The organism is Dictyobacter arantiisoli (genome assembly GCF_008326305.1).
Classification (GTDB): Bacteria; Chloroflexota; Ktedonobacteria; order Ktedonobacterales; family Ktedonobacteraceae; genus Dictyobacter; species Dictyobacter arantiisoli.
Map to the genome: position 1 here is coordinate 12,253 of NZ_BIXY01000010.1, position 16,108 is coordinate 28,360.

The window sequence follows — 16,108 nt, forward strand, 5'->3', positions numbered from 1 at the left end:
GCCAGGGCCGCAGCCGAGGTGCGCTTTCCTCTTCATCGTACGATCTGCTCGCCCGTAGGCCCATCCGTACCGTAACCTCCATGCCAGGAGACGTCATAGAGCGTTGGGAGCGGGATGGTGGTACGTGAACGGGAAAGCGCACCTCAGTTGCGACCTCGGCACGCACCTACACTTCTCCATCATCATTTTCGTTCTTTGAGCAGTATTGCACGTCAAGGATGGCTGCTACAGGGCTGTCATATATAGACGCATACTATTGCGCACAGAATAGTATTATACTAGTATAGCGCAGACGTACCGTTATCCTGGCATTGCTTGACGAAGAACGTGCCTTTCGCTACTATAAAACTATGATACGACACAAGTGTAGCGGGGTCTGGGAAATAGGTGAGGAGGGGTTGGACTACGATGATACCATCAGAACATCAAGCAGCACCACATGGACAATTTGTCGGGCGGATATTACATGATGGTGAATATCAGGTGAAACAGCTATTTGCGCAGGGGCCAGCCCACACTATCTATCTGGCAACCCATACGACCCTGTCGCTCTCACTGATGCTCAAGCAGATTCGGGCCGATCAACCATTACCGGAAAGTGTGGTTGCAGAACTCGACTATATGCTGCATGGCGGCGATATGACCCGACGTACCTCCCATAAACAGACGCAAGACACAGTATTTCCTTCCAGCGGTGGCGCTTACACAGATCGATTCTTACGGGAAGCCCTCTTATTGGTACGCCTGCAACATCCAGTCTTACCAACCCTCTACGATTATTTTTCGGAAGATGGCTACTGGTATCTAGTCATCAACTATATTCCAGGCACAACCTTGCGTCATCAAATGCAACAATATGGCTATCTTTCTCCACATACAGCCCTGGGCTATGCCATCCAGATCTGTGATGTGCTTGACTATCTGCACCGTCAGCAGCCAGCAGTAATCTTTGGTGCATTACAGCCAGACACAGTGATGGTGACACCTAGTAGCTCGATTCTCTTGATCGATTTTGGCTGTGCTCACCATCTGGATGGCAAGGAGCTTCCTCCAGAGCTCTGTGCTGAAAGCTCCCCCTATACAGCACCTGAAGAGGCCGGGGGACAGGTAGATATACGCACGGATTTATATAGTCTGGGTGTTCTGGTGCGGGAAATGATCCATGAGCCGCTTCAGCAAGAGGCTGGACCAGCCATCCATCCATCCTCATCCATCATGCTCAGAGGAATACTCAATCTTGCCACCCAGGCAGAAAAAGAAGAGCGCTTTCAATCCGCGCATACCTTTTTTCTGGCACTTGAACGGGCCTATCGAATTGAAGAACGTCTCAGTTATCAACGTTTGCTGCTCAATGAAGCTCATACACAAGCCAGAGTACATCAGACAGCACCCCGGGCTATCATGTTCGCCAATAATCCTACCGAGGAACATCCCAGTGTTCTGGATCTGGAGCAACGTCATCTGGCACGTGAGTCATTGCAGCGCATACGCCTTGAACGCATGGAGCAAGAACAAATAGAACAACAACTGGCCTCCTTTGATGCTAATCTGCAAAGGCGGTCCAGTATGTCATTATCACAACTCTCGCTATATTCACCAGAAATGCCGTCTGCATCTGTGAACAATCCCACCCCACGACCTGCATATCTATTTCACCGCTTTATTCAAATAAGCTTTATTCTGGCTCTAACGCTCTTTATTGTGATGGCGTCATTACTCATCAATGCACGTGTTATTCAACCAGAGAGCCAGCGCGAACGCAATCATCTTACATCCGAGTCCCTTACCAGAACAGCCAGCGCATCCTCAAACGCACCACCCGCCAATAGCTGGCTCAAATTGAATTCGTTGCCTGAGGCAGAAGCGGATCATGCCAGCGTCTATGTAGAGATCCAGGGACGCGCCTATATCTATATGAATGGTGGCTATCGAGGAGGAAGTGGACATCGTTCCTATGATCATCATCTCTATCGCTATGATATCGCCGCGACGCGCTGGGAGACAGTGGCTGGCAATCAATTTCCGGGCATGGTCAATGATACGGTCGTGGTTACAGAAAAGCAAACTCTCTTTTTTAATGCTGGCTATTCATCCGATAGCTATAATCTGCCCTCGTTACTCTACAGCTATCAACCAGCTACAGAGCAACTCACAAAAATTGTACCTCCTGCGCCATTTCGGCTCGGTTTCGCGGGTGCGCTTTTCGCTGATCAGCAGGGACATCTCTATCTAACGCAGGGCTTTCTACACGCGGGCAAGCCAGATACGTATGCGGGAAGCGACTGGTATCGCTATGACATCGCCACCAATCGCTGGCAACGCCTGGCAGATCTCCCTCGCAGGCTTGGCTACGTCGTACTTTCCAATGATGAGCAGGGACATATCTTGCTCTTTGGCGGTTCTGCGGACGCCGGACAAAAACGACAAAGCGCGGCCATTTATCGCTATGACATTGCTACTAACCACTGGTCAACGCTGGCGCAGCATCTACCGCAAACAATCAGTGGCGCTTCTGGCTGTCTGATCACACCCACAAAGCTAGTCATCGTCGGCGGTTATGAGCAATCCCGTCATGCCGGTAAGGACACCGCCTGGCTTACCGATCTATCCACCCTGCACATTCAATCCCTTAATCCTTTTCCTGCTGGGGGATCAGTGCTCGGAGCGATTGCCTGCGATGGGCAAGGCCATGCCTACATGGCACGCGGAGCAGACAATCCAGGCAACCCCACACGGGATTTCTGGGAACTGTCACTACCAGCAACCAGTGCTCCATCTTCATGATACTTGAGCGCGATCAGGAAAGAGGGCTCAGGTGTTATGTTCCTCAAAAACCAGGACATTCAGAGTGTTCAATCCGATACGGCGAGAGAGTGCGTTTATCAGCAGCAACAGAAAAAGGCATACGCTGGCGTTCACTAAAGGTAAACACTACCTGCGCCAGTTACGTGTAGCCATCCTCCATGCCAAAGATGATATACTTAGGATATGTTTGGGCAATGAAGTAGCCTCAAACCATCTATTCTAAATGGGTAGGAGTTCTCATGACTGACACTGTAGCACTACAGTTATATACTGTACGAGATGAAACTGCGAAAGATTTTAAAGGGACGCTGCGTGCTGTAGCAGAGATTGGTTATAAGGGAGTCGAGTTCGCAGGGTATGGCAATTTTACAGCTCAGGAACTTGCAAGTGTGCTGGCTGAGTATAAATTACATACGGTCGGTAGCCACGTAAGTCTGGTCGCACTCGAAAAAGACGTAAAGCACGAAATCGCCTATTGCCAGGAAATCGGTAGCCCTTATGTGATTGTTCCACATCTCAATAAAGAGATTCTACGACAGCCAGATTCATTTAAAAAGTTCGCGGAACAACTCAATGAATATGGACGACTTTGTCAGGCTCAGGGTTTAACTCTGGCCTATCATAATCATGATTTTGAGTTTGAAAAGATTGGTGAAGAGACCTTACTGGATCGTCTGGTTGCGGCTACCGATCCTGCACTGGTCAAATTTGAGTTGGATACCTATTGGGCAGCATTTGCTGGTATTGATCCTATCGCATTTCTACATAAATATCGCGGACGGATCGCGACAATCCATCTTAAAGATATGACACCTGAACGGACCTTTACAGAGGTGGGTGAGGGTACGCTCGATATTGCTGGTTACATTGAGGCTGGACAGGCCGCCGGTGCGACTGCGTATATTGTCGAGAACGATCAGCCAACCATTCCATCGCTGGAGAGTGCTCGTATTTCATTGCAGAATTTGCATCGCAGCTTAACCTAACAATCCCTATCAGATCAGGGAACAGGGATAAGGTAACATTTTCTATACGTATTATGTTGCCTTATCCTCTCCCTTATCGAGCGAGAAGAGCGCCATACTTACAGGCTACGGCTGACTTATAGGGATGATTGGTGCGATAGGGATGTCACGCTGATTCAGATATGTCTACACCCATGAGGAGGAGAGCTTAGCATGACTGATCTGACATCTGTGCCTGAGTTTGATGAAGTCACGGCCTTTATCAAAGCACGTGTTGAAGCGATGCATACACCTGCCAGTCAATGGGCCGATCTCGCCAGACTGGCTATCCAGGGCCTACCCCACGATGCCTATCGCCTGGCAGAACTGGAAGCTCGCATCAATGCTATCCGTACCGAGTTACGTCGTGTCGTACTGGCCGCCTCAGAACATTTTTCAGAAGAACAACTGAACGATCTCCGTAAACGTGTTGGGATGAGTAAAACAGCCTGGCGCGCCGCCAAAACCAAACGTGCAGTCACGCTTAAGCATGGCTTTTCCCTGGTCATTTATTAGCGCAAACTATCTTCATAGCATTGAAAGCGCCGCTGGCGCGAGGAAACAACGGCATGGAAATCGATGTCGAACGACAACAAAAGGCCCGCGAGTATGCACGCGTGAGCCGCCGCTTCTCCTATATCAACATGGGTATCGGAGTGCTGATGATCTTGATTGTGCTGGGTGCTCGTCTGGATGTCTGGTTCCGCAACATACTCCAGGCCGCTGCAAAGACGCTGCCTTTTCTAAACTGGCAACCGCACGCTGGCTGGTTTCCCTGGCAAATCGTCGCTTACAGTATCCTGGCCTTTTTGCTCTATGAAATTATTACTTTCCCACTTTCCTACTATACAGGTTTTGTGCTGCCACATCGCTACGGCATTGCAGTCCAAAATCTGAAGGTCTGGTATCGCGATCTGGGAATTAGCCTGCTCTTGAATCTGATTCTGGAAGCTGTCTTTATCTCGCTCATCTTCGCCTTGCTGGCCTTTCAACCGCAATGGTGGTGGCTGTGGACCGCCTTGCTGATCCTCTTCTTTTCCGTGGTGATGGCAAATCTTGCCCCGATCCTACTCTATCCCATTTTCTATAAATTCACTCCCCTACCGGAAGGCGAGTTAACACAACGCCTGTTGGCCCTGGTGGAGCGGGCTCATACCAGAGTACGCGGTGTCTACTCGATGAAAATGAGTAATAAGACGACTGGCACTAATGCCGCCCTGATGGGATTAGGCAATACGCGTCGCATTGTATTAGGTGATACGATGACAGACCGTTTTACCGTGGATGAGATTGAGGTGGTACTGGCTCATGAGTTGGGACACCATGTCCATCATGATATCTGGAAGTTAATCGTCAGTCAGAGCATCATCATGCTGATAGGACTCTATCTTGTGAATCTTGTGCTCCATTGGGCGGTTGATCAACAGCAATATTATCGTGCCCTGACTGATCCGGCGATCCTGCCCTTCTTCTTTGCGCTCCTTGGTCTTTTCAGCTTTATCATCATGCCACTCAGCAATGGCTATACCCGTATCATTGAATATCAAGCAGACGAATATGCCTTACAATCCACGGGCAAGATAGAAGATTTTAAGAGTGCCATGCGGCGGCTGGCCAACCAGAATCTGGCCGAGATTGAGCCAGCGCCGCTGATAGAGTTTCTCTTCCACTCCCATCCATCCATCAAAAAACGTCTTCTGCATGCCGACGAGTTTGCGGCCCGTCAGCAACATACACCGTTAGATTATCCTTCCAGCGCCTCTTTGAGCGCGGATAACTGAGCCGCCGTTTCATCCAGTGAGCCTGCGGGCATGGTGAGCAATGGTTCATCAACGCCCGCAGCGACCCAGCGTTTGATTTTAGCCGCACACTCCTGAGCCGTTCCGATAATCGCCGTATCCTCTAGCAAACGGGGACTGACTGACGCAAGAGCTGTTTTCATGCCCTGCTCCCAACCATGCAGTACCGCCTGCACATCCTCGCCATAGCCGTTGCGCGTCAACATCTGCGCATAGTACACGCCCATCTTTCCGATGTAATAGGCCAGGGGTGAGGCTGCCTGTAGCTCAGCGGCACGTATCACTTCAGGACTGGCATCCTCGGATAGGATCACGGTAGTGATATAGGGAGCAATCACAGCACTATGGGGAGGACGGTTGGCACTCTGCAAACCAGCATCTAATTGTGAACGCAGTGCATCCCATTTCGTCGCGGGCCAGTAGACCGGCAACACGCCATCGGCAATCGCGCCCGTCTGCTGGATATTTTTCGGTCCCATGGCCGCCACATAAATGGGTAGATCAGCACGAAGCGGTTTAAAGCGCAATTTGAAGCCGCGTTCCAGTTGAAAAAATTCTCCCTGATACAGCAATTTATCGCCACGCAGGATCATACGAATGATATCGATATACTCGCGTGTCCGCTGCAGCGGCTTCTCAAAAGGAACGCCATGCCAATGCTCAATCACCTGCGCCGCCGAAGGACCCAGACCCAATTGGATGCGTCCACCGGAACGTTCATCCAGCGTGGCTACCGTACTGGCAAGCAATGCAGGCGTACGCGAATAGATATTTGCGATACCCGCGCCAATCTTAATGCGTTTTGTAGCTCGCACCAGATCAGACATTGACGTAAACAACTCATAACCCCAGGATTCCCCGAGCCAGACCGCATCAAAACCCAGCTCATCCGCCAGGCGTACCTTTTCCAGCACCAGATCCCAGGCCGCAGGAAAGTTCGGCGCATCCGCGACCAGACCAACACGGACCTCCCGGGTGAAGGATTTCTGTTCGGCATCATTGCCTGTATCACCAGTCATCGTCATATGCAGCGTCCGTCCTTTTTTATTGTCTCCATTTACATATAAAACACATATATCGTTGTTTATTATAACCTATTCATTAAACCTGTTTGAAGGGAAGAAAGTTGCACCTATCCTATCAGAGACTGGCATAAATGATGACTCTGGAGATATACTCTTTAAGGAGAAATTAAGCGAGCAATCAACTATGGATAGTAGCCAGGCTAGTAATTGCCAGCTACGTTAGTCTACAAATGGTTCTATCTGAATAGATAGAAATCCATATATAAAAGCAGTACGAGACGGGAATAGAGACAGCGATGTAGCTCATTAGCGCCATCACAAGCTACACAATAAAAAGTAAATTGACACTTAAAATGTCTGGAAATCAACGCTATTGATGAGGCTTAAAGAAAAACTATATGCTATACTGGCTTGTAGAAAACAGTTGGTTATGGACAACGTGCTATACTGCAAGTAGAAGCATTTAATGTCTATCTGGCAAACAGATAGTAGACACAGTACCGATAGTAACGAACAACGGACAGGCATCGCAGCGGTGGTGATTTCCCAGTTGGGATCTGCACATCCTGCCAACACATAGCTCAGTGTTCCAGACATTGCGTTCTGCTGGCCTACATGTTCAACAAAAGTGTCTATGTTTCCCTTCTCAAGAATTACTAATAAAGAATGAGGATGACTGATCATGATGAAATTGGACGGAGCAATTTCCCCGGCGAATACACTATTTGTCCTGCTCTGTTTTGAGGGGCCTGATGTCTACTCTACAGCGGGTGGTCTGGGCACTCGCGTTTCCGAACTTAGTGAAGCGCTCGCAACACAGGGATACACGACACACCTTATTTATATCGGCGACCCCTATAAACCCGCTGTTGAGCACCGCGTCGAAGGGCGCCTGATCCTCAAACGCTGGTCACAATGGGTGAGTAAATATTATCCAAATGGCGTCTATGACGGCGAGGAACAGAAGCTCTACGATTATAATGAGAGCGTTCCTTATCATATCTACCATGAGATTGTGCAGCCTGCGGTAGCAGAAGGCAAGACGGTGGTAATTCTAGGGGAAGATTGGCATACAGCAGAGGTGATGTGCCGTACATCTGATCTATTGAACTGGTTTGGCGTGCGTCAGAAGACGTTGTTACTGTGGAATCTGAACAGTTTGATGTCCCTTAACCGCATCAATTGGGAACGTTTGAATTTTGTGACCACCCTTTGTACAGTAAGCAAGTACATGAAACATAAGATGTGGGAACTGGGAGTTAATCCTCTGGTGATTCCAAATGGCATTCCAACACGTCATCTCAATCCAGTGGATGCGGATGCTGTCCAACGCCTGCGTAGTATCGCACGCCAGGGTAATCCAAATCGTTTGTTCCTGTTTAAGATCGGACGCTTCGATCCAGATAAACGCTGGATTATGGCTATTGAGGCTGCGGCACGTTTGAAGGACGCAGGCCATCCTGTCACGCTCTTTGTACGCGGTGGCATTGAACCCCATGGCGCTGATGTCTTCGGACATGCGTATCGGCGTGGTTTGAAGATTCAGGATGTGGTGGCACAGCGCCCAAATCTTGAGCAATGTCTGGATGCGATCGAAAACGCAGGACCTGCAGATATTTATAATCTGCGTTTCTTTTTGCCCGAAGAGTTTGTGCGCACAACATACGCCGCTGCCGACGCAACCCTGGCGAATAGCGGACATGAGCCATTTGGTCTGGTCGCGCTCGAAGTGATGGCGGCTGAAGGTATTGCCGTCACGGGTTCCACCGGTGAGGATTATGCGGTCTCCTTCGAAAATGCGATTGTGACCGAAACCGATGATCCAGATGAGATTGTGGGCTATCTGCTCTATCTGCGCCGCCATCCTGAAGAACAGAAGCGTATGCGTATTGCCAGCCAGTATACCGCCCGCCAGTTTTTGTGGGACCGCGTTATCGAAAATATGGTTGGGAAACTAGAATTTCTCGCACGCAAACAAAATATCGTCTTGCCTTCTAGTTCCATTGATGTGGTGGCTGACGCTCCTGTACGCGCCGATATTGCGCAAGAGGTGGGCGTCACAATGAAGGCCACGAGTACCAAGTAAAACAGTATTGTCTGGTATAGCACTACATTTTCCAGGCATTCACTATCTCACTATAAAATGAATGCTTGCTCGCTCTTTTATTCTTCTGCCGCACTGTGCTTTGTCAGGAAGAATAAAAGGCGAGGTGGGTGTGTATTGCCAAAACACAGGTCGGTTGCATATGCGTCATATGCCAACTGGCGACAAAACGTTTGGAATAGCACCGTATTCCCCTTTACTTGACGCGCTGAAGATGGACTGTATGCCAATAGGATGAGAGGATGACGAAGTATGGTTAAGGATCTGGCAGTCTACACTGTTGTTCACCAACCTCGGCGCTTGAAACTGCCTGCACAACCCATTCCCCGTGGCGCGACTCCGGAGGAGATTGCGCATTGTCTCTTCGACGAGCGCATGAATGAGCGCTATTTTCGAAAAGTTGCACAGTATAGCTATTATCCCGCTACCCAGATGTTTTTAGATCTGGTACGCAAGGGAATGAAACTATCGATTGGCTTCTCGCTTTCGTTTATACGGCAGGCGGCGGCCTGGGATGAGACGTTACTGGATTTGTTCCGTGAATTGGTGGCCCATGAAAACGTTGAGCTGATTGGCGTTGAACCCTATCATAGCTTCCTCTTTCTCTTTGATATGCCAGCCTTTGTCACCTGGATGCAGGAGATGGCGAGTGATCTCGAATTGATCTTTGGGAAGCGGCCCGTGGTGACCGATACCACGGAAATGTGTATGTCCGCGACGCTCTACAATGCGCTGGATCAGGCTGGCTTTCAAGGCGCGGTGATGGATGGCCGTCCCTGGGTGATGGGCTGGCGTGAGAGCACCCATCTCTATCACAATGGCGATGAGGCTCCCTATGCCTTACCACTCGAAGTCAAACGCCGCCGCCCAACGCGTAAAGATGGCCTGGAAATGCCCTCTCATAGTCCTTACTTGCTGACACGCCATCTGGAATTAAGCGATGATGTTGGCTACCGCTTCTCTAATCAAAGCTGGGATAGCTATCCTCTTTACGCTGATACCTATGCGAACTGGATTTCCCAGGCCAGAGGGGAGATGCTCTTGCTGGGATGGGATTTTGAGACCTTTGGAGAACATCATCGCCAGGATAGCGGTATCTTTGATTTTATGCGGTCCTTACCTGATGAACTGCGACATCGTGGCGTGGACACCTATACCGCCAGTCAACTGATCGCACGCCATCAACAGCAATCTCATTATCTCCCCCTGCCTGTTTATCCCACGACATGGGCGGGCAGCGGTGGCATGGAATTTTTCCTGGGCAATGATGCACAAAAAACAATTCTGCAATTGATGGGGTACGTCTATGGCATGGCTCAGCTTTCAAACCATGAGGATTTGATCGATCTCGCGATCTGGCTTACCCAATCAGATAATCTTCATTTAATTCAATGGTATGGCCGTAGCGGCCCCGAAGCAGAAGTTTCAGCCTACTTCACTCCTTCGGAATGGTGGGCATTGGGTCCCAATCGGGTCATTTATGAGCAGCAACAGGTCTATATCAATGCGCTCCGCGCAATGGAATCCTACTTACCGGCCCGTCAATGGCGACAGCCTGAGCGTAAAGGGACCCGGCGCAGTCGAGAATTCATGGCAGAACGCCTACCAGAACTTAGCTACGTTGCACGTCGCGCCTGATACTACCAGTTCCAGAATACTTCCTCATACATAAAAAAACGGTCAGAAGGTCTTAATCTTCTGGCCGTTTTCTGCATTCCAGGTTAAGACTTCATAAATCTTCTTCTATGACTTTTGGCCTACGTCGTGCGTAATGCATTGACGCCCCTCTGTTTATTTAGTTAGACTCAAAGCTAGTGAGAATAGTACAGTATACAAAAACTTGGAATATGAGGTAGGCGCATGCCACAGCTTAACCGTCCACGGTCGCTCAATAGACAGGACGCACCATTTACTGGAGAGCATAATTTTAACCCGGCAGATATAGATGCCGTAATGGGCACGGAGGCCCCTCCCGTAGGGCAAACTGATCCCATACCTAGGTTCTCGAATACAGCCTATTCACGAGCAGTGCAGGTCAAACAAACCGAGGGGCACCAACCTGTTGTGTTCCAGAATGCTCAGACAACTCAGTCGCTGATCTTAGCACTACACTCAACAATGCAGCCACCAGCTAAAGGGGTACGTGCACCAATTATCATTCCAGGGGATCGCAATCGACAACGTCAGCGTCAGACTGCTGCATTATCACTGCAAGGAGGCCGTCCTGGACTTCATCCCCATGTACGCCATGGTCTGGTAATCCTGGCCTCTTTCTGCGTACTCTTATTTACGATGTTTTCCTTGACCCCTGTCGGTAGTGGTCAGAGCGGCATTCCGATCTTCGATGGTGCCGTAAAATGGGTACAAACACAGCCACTGGCCTGGAATATCGTTGGAAGGATGGATCCAGCGCCGCAAACAAAAGCACCGGCACAAACGAACGCACCGGCACAAACCACAACGACTACTACAACAGCGAACGATACGAATTTGCCGCAGAGTCAATATGTAGCGATAGCGCAGGCCGATGCTACCAAATATGGAATCAGCCCGGTCTATTTTGTACGCCAGATCCAACAGGAAAGCGGCTTTAATCCCTACGCATACTCGCCCGTAGGTGCGGTCGGCATTGCACAATTCTTGCCCTCAACTGCGGCCGGTCTGGGTGTCAATCCTTATGATCCCATCAGTGCATTAGACGGCGCTGCCCGTATGATGGCAAATCTTTCAAACCAGTATGGTGGCAATTATGCCAAAGCGCTGGCCGGTTATAACGCTGGTTCTGGCGCGGTCGATAATGCTGTTGCCATTGGGGGTGCTAACTGGCTCTCTTATATGCCTGCTGAAACGCAAAACTACGTCGCCATTATTATGGGCTAATATCCTGGCGGTCATCGCCCCTTGATCCCACTCGTACTCTTCCCACTACGAGGCTGTGAAATTGTTTAGAACACAGCCTCGTTTTTGTGTGCGCACCCAAAGAATGAATGTACCATGAGTTATGCTTGAATTTATTCCAATATACGGCTATACTTACCTATATTCAGTAGTTGTTCTGAACGCTGTTGAACGAATCTGAGTGAGAATTGCCCTCTTTTTTATCTTTGCGCTATTGCAAAACAGGGTGGCAAATTCATGTGAAGGATAACATACTCCATGCCGGATCTTCATGTCCGTCAACGCAATGGCATACTCTGGCTCATTCTTGATACACACCCACGCAATCACTTAACCACTGCCATGCTTGAACAACTCTCAACATCCCTACACAAAGCATGCCAGAAGCCTCCTCGTCTGATCGTTCTTACGGGAACAGGCGAAGAAGCCTTCGCAACTGGTATCGATCAAGACTCTACCTCTGAACAGCAACACCAGCATATTGTCGAGGCTGCACATCAGATCGAAGAGTCATTGGCAACCCTGCGTGCGCAGAACATCCCTACCGTCGCCGTCATCAAGGGACTGGCCCAGGGGGCGGGTTGCGAATTGGCGGTACTTTGCGAGACGATCTTTGCACGTGAAGATGCTGTGTTACGCTTGCCTTCGGCCAGTGATAGTATCTTTCCCGGTACTTTACTCAGGATACTACCCGCACTGCCAGGGAAGGGAACTATGGAACGCCTCGTAGAAAGCGCTGAGACGCTCAATGCGCGGCAAGCGCTACAACTTGGTCTGGTACACCAGGTTCTGCCAACCAGGCGCTTTCTACAGGATACAGAGGAGCTATTGACGATGCTCGTTGCATAGACGAGGAACGCCCCAACTGGAACGCTCCTGTCGTTTCTATTGCTTTGCGCTTGCTTGAAATTGCTGAAGAAGTTGAATGAATAGTCCCTGCCGCTATAAATATCCTGCGTGTTTCCATCAACTGTACAGCCAGCCAGTAATACAGTCATAGTTAATAATATGCCCATACAGATAGACAGCCATACCACGTGTTTTCGCTGCCGTTGAGCAGGAATAGCCAAACCCCATCTCATAAAGACCATCCTTTGGACAATTTTCTCTTCCCCAGCGTATTGTGGAACTTACAGCAATAAAAAAACCTATAGTACCTCACGTCGATTATGGCACGGCTTTTTTAAATTTATGTTATAGATTGATTAAATATTTGCTACTATCTATTAAAAAGACACAATGATTAACAGTGGAATAGCAAGTCAATAATTTTACCGCTGGCTGCTTTTCTGGCATGAGTTTACGATGGGAACTTTTTAGGGATAAAGGGCGTCCTAGTAGGGAGTAGTGATTACTATGGGCTCGGTTGATGACTGAAAAGGAGTTCAAGATGAAGAAAATTCGGATCTTTTTCGCAAAAATATATATGATGTTGCCTATGACAATTCTGATGGTAATGTTAGCCGGTTGTGGGTTTCATAATGGCACGAGTACTACGACGAATGCTGGCAGTCCAGCACCGACCACAACAGCTACTACGGCGGTCAGTACGACAAAACCGGGTGGTACTGCCAGCATAATGACAGCCCAGGGTTGCCCTAGCAATACAATTATGGGCAATGCACCCAGGGCCAATGTCACCGTACGATTATCTGGGAACAGAGACCAAACTGTTTCTGCTACTAATGGCGACATCATAGAGTTACGTTTCCCATTCGGCAAGAAATGGAGCGGGCCGACCACTACAAGCGGTCCTTTACAACTACAAACACCTGCTGGTTATGCGCTCCAGAGCGATAAATCCTGTGTCTGGCGCTTTAATACCAGAGGAACAGGGACAACAGAGCTTCATTTTTCCGCTCGCCCGCTGTGTAAGATGGGACAGATGTGCGCGCTGTTTATCCAGGATGTTCCGGTTACCGTTATCGTGAAATAAAACATACTCCTTCTTCCGGGCTCATAAGAGGTTGTGTCCGCAGCTTCCTCGCCGTTTTCCCCCGAACGGTGTGTGAGACCTCTCTTATGAGCCTTTTTATCATTCCTCACTACTTTCTGAAAGTGCGCTGCCCCTCCTGATCTCCACCATGAATTTTCGCAACTCTGACGCTCAAAAAGGTTGTTATGTAGCGCAAAGAGAGTAGGCGCATCAGCACCGGTATACAAGCGAGCAATAAGATTACTATAGACAAAACAACTACTGTTTTATGGTAAATATCGCTATGCTGGAGCGAAATGGTGGTACGTGAACGGGAAAGCGCACCTCGGTTGTGACCTTGACAGTGCACTACGTTTTTCATCATCATTCCTTTTACTGGTATAGTCTATACTTTTCCACTTTTTCTATCCAACGCATATCCTTATCACCCATTTGGGAAGGTAAAGAGGGACTTCTAGTGGGCGGTTAGAAAAACCATCTCATTATAGTGATCACAACTATTGACAGCTAACTTCCTTGTGGCTACAATCATTCGTAACTACAGTTACTTATTCGTAAACAACAACAGTAACGCATTGATTTGGGAGTTAGAAAACGATGAACACAACACACCATCATTCCGGGCAGCCACCCACGCACAAGGCATCCTTATGCCCCGGCATATCTATTTCCAGTACACCTCTTCTCTTCAACATCCTCATCCCCATGCCCATGTCAATGTGTTGTCCTCACTGTCGATAAAATTCGCTGCACGCCACAGATAAAAATCACACTCGCACCGCTATAGAAGCGTACCGCAGTCTCCCTTCACCTGGATACGATCAACGCGCCAGTTGAAGTAGATGAATAAAAAAACAGGCAGACTGCCCTATCTATAAGAAAATGTGCTTCACATAATGATGGAGAGACAGTCTCTTTTTATCCATAAAAAGCGCTTGCTTGCTTAATTTTCTGTGTCGTAAATCTCAGCGCTACCTCATACAGTTTTATGCCACGAGCTTTTTAAATCTGATCAATCCGCCCTTGAGTGAGAATGGAGCATGTATCCAATGTTACAACATACCTTACCAGTAGCTGCACAGAAATTAACATCACTGACACACAACCATACCATCAAAGCAGGGATTGATTTGATGGTACTTCGACACATGGCTCGCCAGCTCCGCCTGCACCTGTTAACAATGGAGTCTGTAGATAAGCTTCAGCAACCGGTTATTTATGAGTTGGCTGAACGTCATAATAGCATCCATCGTATCGTCTTCTACCGGCCAGAAGCACTGTTTACCAACGAGACACTCTCGTTTGTTGGCTTTGTCAGTGGTCGTCAGGCCACGCTCGACGATGCCATCGATGCCGAATTAGGCCAGGCAGACAAAAATATGCTGGTCGAATTGATGAATATTCCTGGTTTGTTAACCTACTCCTCCATGGAACTACGCCCCAAACACTGGTATAATCTGGTCATGTTACACGATTTAGAGACAAAATCTGATCTCAAACAGATCCAGTTACACCAGCATGCCGCCTATAAACTGGCACCACGGGCATATGACTGGATACGTATTCATAGTGGCATTTTCCCCGGTGGTCTGGCGCAGAATGTGCCTCAGATAGTACGCACCAAACATTATTCGTTTGCGACAGAACAATATAACTTCCAGATGCATGAGGTTGTGCATCCACAACCCATCACACAAGGAGCGCCCCATTCATGAAAGCAGTTGAGCCACCAGTGATCCACTTTGCTAATTTCCTTTCGCCGCTACTCCAGGAAACCTATGATGAACTGGCGACTTATGTGGGCAATAAGCTTACCCTTCCGGTTACATCAGGGGTCAGCGCCAATCTGGCTGAGTTGCAGAGCGGTCAGGCCGATATCGGTTTCCTCTGTGGTCTGTTATATACCAGAATACAGGCCACAGGAGAGCATCCTGTGGAATTGTTGGCGGCCCCTGTGCTGCAAGGAGCACGCTATCAAGAGCGTCCTATCTACTTTTCTGATGTCATCGTGAACCGCACCAGCCCATTCAAAAACTGGGCAGACCTGCGCAGAAGCACCTGGGCCTACAACGAAGAAGCCTCACATTCCGGCTATAATCTGGTGCAATATAGTTTGCTTGAGCGACAAGAAGATAATCATTACTTTGGCAAAACTATCAAATCGGGCGCACATCTGCAATCCTTGCAGATGGTTCTCACCGGACAGGCCGATGCCACCGCAATTGACTCCCACATCCTGGACGTAGTTCTGCACCGCGATCCACAAATAGCGGCACAGATCCGCATCATCGACCAATTCGGACCATCCTCTATCCCTCCGGTCGTCGCGGCGCGCCATCTACCACTGGAAATCAAACAGGCCATCCAGAATCTGCTCAGCACTGCCCATGAAGAGCCACGATTAGCGCAAAGTTTACAGGCAGCCAACATCCAACGCTTTGTCCCGGTGCGGGATAGCCAATATGACGATATCCGGCATATGTATGCGCGTGTCCAGGGCAGCGGACACCCTGACCACGCCATCCAAACGATCTGAA

The 16,108-nt window shown here is 49.0% G+C and carries 12 protein-coding genes; 11 read left to right on the forward strand and 1 reads right to left on the reverse strand.

Features of this window, described 5'->3' with window-relative positions; all coding sequences use genetic code 11:
• The first annotated feature begins 408 nt into the window (after nt 1–408).
• The 4 genes from F1593_RS04960 to F1593_RS04975 all read left to right on the forward strand — a co-directional run bounded on the left by F1593_RS04960 (nt 409) and on the right by F1593_RS04975 (nt 5,590).
• Nucleotides 409–2,784 carry a protein kinase domain-containing protein gene (locus F1593_RS04960; protein WP_149400443.1) on the forward strand — a complete coding sequence of 792 codons (2,376 nt, stop codon included), beginning with the start codon at nt 409–411 and terminating at the stop codon, nt 2,782–2,784.
• A 260-nt stretch (nt 2,785–3,044) separates the two neighbouring features.
• A complete protein-coding gene (locus F1593_RS04965) occupies nt 3,045–3,791 on the forward strand; it encodes a sugar phosphate isomerase/epimerase family protein (protein WP_149400444.1) in 747 nt (248 codons plus the stop codon).
• A 192-nt stretch (nt 3,792–3,983) separates the two neighbouring features.
• Nucleotides 3,984–4,325, forward strand: a complete 342-nt coding sequence (locus F1593_RS04970; protein WP_149400445.1) for a hypothetical protein — start codon at nt 3,984–3,986, stop codon at nt 4,323–4,325.
• Nucleotides 4,326–4,378: 53 nt separating this feature from the next.
• The gene (locus F1593_RS04975) at nt 4,379–5,590 is read left to right on the forward strand and encodes a M48 family metallopeptidase (protein ID WP_149400446.1); all 1,212 of its coding nucleotides are present in this window, start codon (nt 4,379–4,381) and stop codon (nt 5,588–5,590) included.
• On the opposite strand, the gene F1593_RS04980 is transcribed toward F1593_RS04975, so the two are convergent.
• Nucleotides 5,554–6,633, reverse strand: coding sequence for an LLM class flavin-dependent oxidoreductase (locus F1593_RS04980; RefSeq protein ID WP_149400447.1), 1,080 nt, complete (start codon nt 6,631–6,633; stop codon nt 5,554–5,556). The two genes, F1593_RS04975 and F1593_RS04980, sit on opposite strands and share 37 nt — an antisense overlap.
• Before the next feature lie 682 nt (nt 6,634–7,315).
• Between F1593_RS04980 and F1593_RS04985 the strand changes: the two genes are divergently transcribed.
• The 7 genes from F1593_RS04985 to F1593_RS05015 all read left to right on the forward strand — a co-directional run bounded on the left by F1593_RS04985 (nt 7,316) and on the right by F1593_RS05015 (nt 16,107).
• The gene (locus F1593_RS04985; protein ID WP_149400448.1) at nt 7,316–8,719 is read left to right on the forward strand and encodes a glycosyltransferase family 4 protein; all 1,404 of its coding nucleotides are present in this window, start codon (nt 7,316–7,318) and stop codon (nt 8,717–8,719) included.
• 270 nt (nt 8,720–8,989) lie between these two features.
• Complete coding sequence (locus F1593_RS04990) at nt 8,990–10,375, forward strand: polysaccharide deacetylase family protein (RefSeq protein WP_149400449.1); 1,386 nt, start codon at nt 8,990–8,992, stop codon at nt 10,373–10,375.
• Between the two features lie 222 nt (nt 10,376–10,597).
• Nucleotides 10,598–11,617 carry a lytic transglycosylase domain-containing protein gene (locus tag F1593_RS04995; protein ID WP_216368783.1) on the forward strand — a complete coding sequence of 340 codons (1,020 nt, stop codon included), beginning with the start codon at nt 10,598–10,600 and terminating at the stop codon, nt 11,615–11,617.
• 276 nt (nt 11,618–11,893) lie between these two features.
• Nucleotides 11,894–12,484 carry an enoyl-CoA hydratase/isomerase family protein gene (locus F1593_RS05000; RefSeq protein ID WP_149400450.1) on the forward strand — a complete coding sequence of 197 codons (591 nt, stop codon included), beginning with the start codon at nt 11,894–11,896 and terminating at the stop codon, nt 12,482–12,484.
• Between the two features lie 541 nt (nt 12,485–13,025).
• Nucleotides 13,026–13,571, forward strand: coding sequence for a hypothetical protein (locus F1593_RS05005; RefSeq protein WP_149400451.1), 546 nt, complete (start codon nt 13,026–13,028; stop codon nt 13,569–13,571).
• A 1,049-nt stretch (nt 13,572–14,620) separates the two neighbouring features.
• On the forward strand, nt 14,621–15,286 hold the full coding sequence (locus F1593_RS05010; RefSeq protein WP_149400452.1) for a hypothetical protein: 666 nt from the start codon (nt 14,621–14,623) through the stop codon (nt 15,284–15,286).
• Nucleotides 15,283–16,107 carry a PhnD/SsuA/transferrin family substrate-binding protein gene (locus tag F1593_RS05015; protein ID WP_149400453.1) on the forward strand — a complete coding sequence of 275 codons (825 nt, stop codon included), beginning with the start codon at nt 15,283–15,285 and terminating at the stop codon, nt 16,105–16,107. Before F1593_RS05010 ends, F1593_RS05015 begins: the two co-directional genes overlap by 4 nt.
• Nucleotide 16,108 lies beyond the last annotated feature (1 nt).

Coding starts and splice junctions, on each gene's coding strand:
- F1593_RS05015 (WP_149400453.1), top strand. CDS start 15,283: ATGAAAGCAGTTGAGCCACCAGTGATCCACTTTGCTAATTTCCTTTCG.
- F1593_RS05010 (WP_149400452.1), top strand. CDS start 14,621: ATGTTACAACATACCTTACCAGTAGCTGCACAGAAATTAACATCACTG.
- F1593_RS04965 (WP_149400444.1), top strand. CDS start 3,045: ATGACTGACACTGTAGCACTACAGTTATATACTGTACGAGATGAAACT.
- F1593_RS04980 (WP_149400447.1), bottom strand. CDS start 6,633: ATGACGATGACTGGTGATACAGGCAATGATGCCGAACAGAAATCCTTC.
- F1593_RS04970 (WP_149400445.1), top strand. CDS start 3,984: ATGACTGATCTGACATCTGTGCCTGAGTTTGATGAAGTCACGGCCTTT.
- F1593_RS04995 (WP_216368783.1), top strand. CDS start 10,598: ATGCCACAGCTTAACCGTCCACGGTCGCTCAATAGACAGGACGCACCA.
- F1593_RS05000 (WP_149400450.1), top strand. CDS start 11,894: ATGCCGGATCTTCATGTCCGTCAACGCAATGGCATACTCTGGCTCATT.
- F1593_RS04975 (WP_149400446.1), top strand. CDS start 4,379: ATGGAAATCGATGTCGAACGACAACAAAAGGCCCGCGAGTATGCACGC.
- F1593_RS04985 (WP_149400448.1), top strand. CDS start 7,316: ATGATGAAATTGGACGGAGCAATTTCCCCGGCGAATACACTATTTGTC.
- F1593_RS05005 (WP_149400451.1), top strand. CDS start 13,026: ATGAAGAAAATTCGGATCTTTTTCGCAAAAATATATATGATGTTGCCT.
- F1593_RS04990 (WP_149400449.1), top strand. CDS start 8,990: ATGGTTAAGGATCTGGCAGTCTACACTGTTGTTCACCAACCTCGGCGC.
- F1593_RS04960 (WP_149400443.1), top strand. CDS start 409: ATGATACCATCAGAACATCAAGCAGCACCACATGGACAATTTGTCGGG.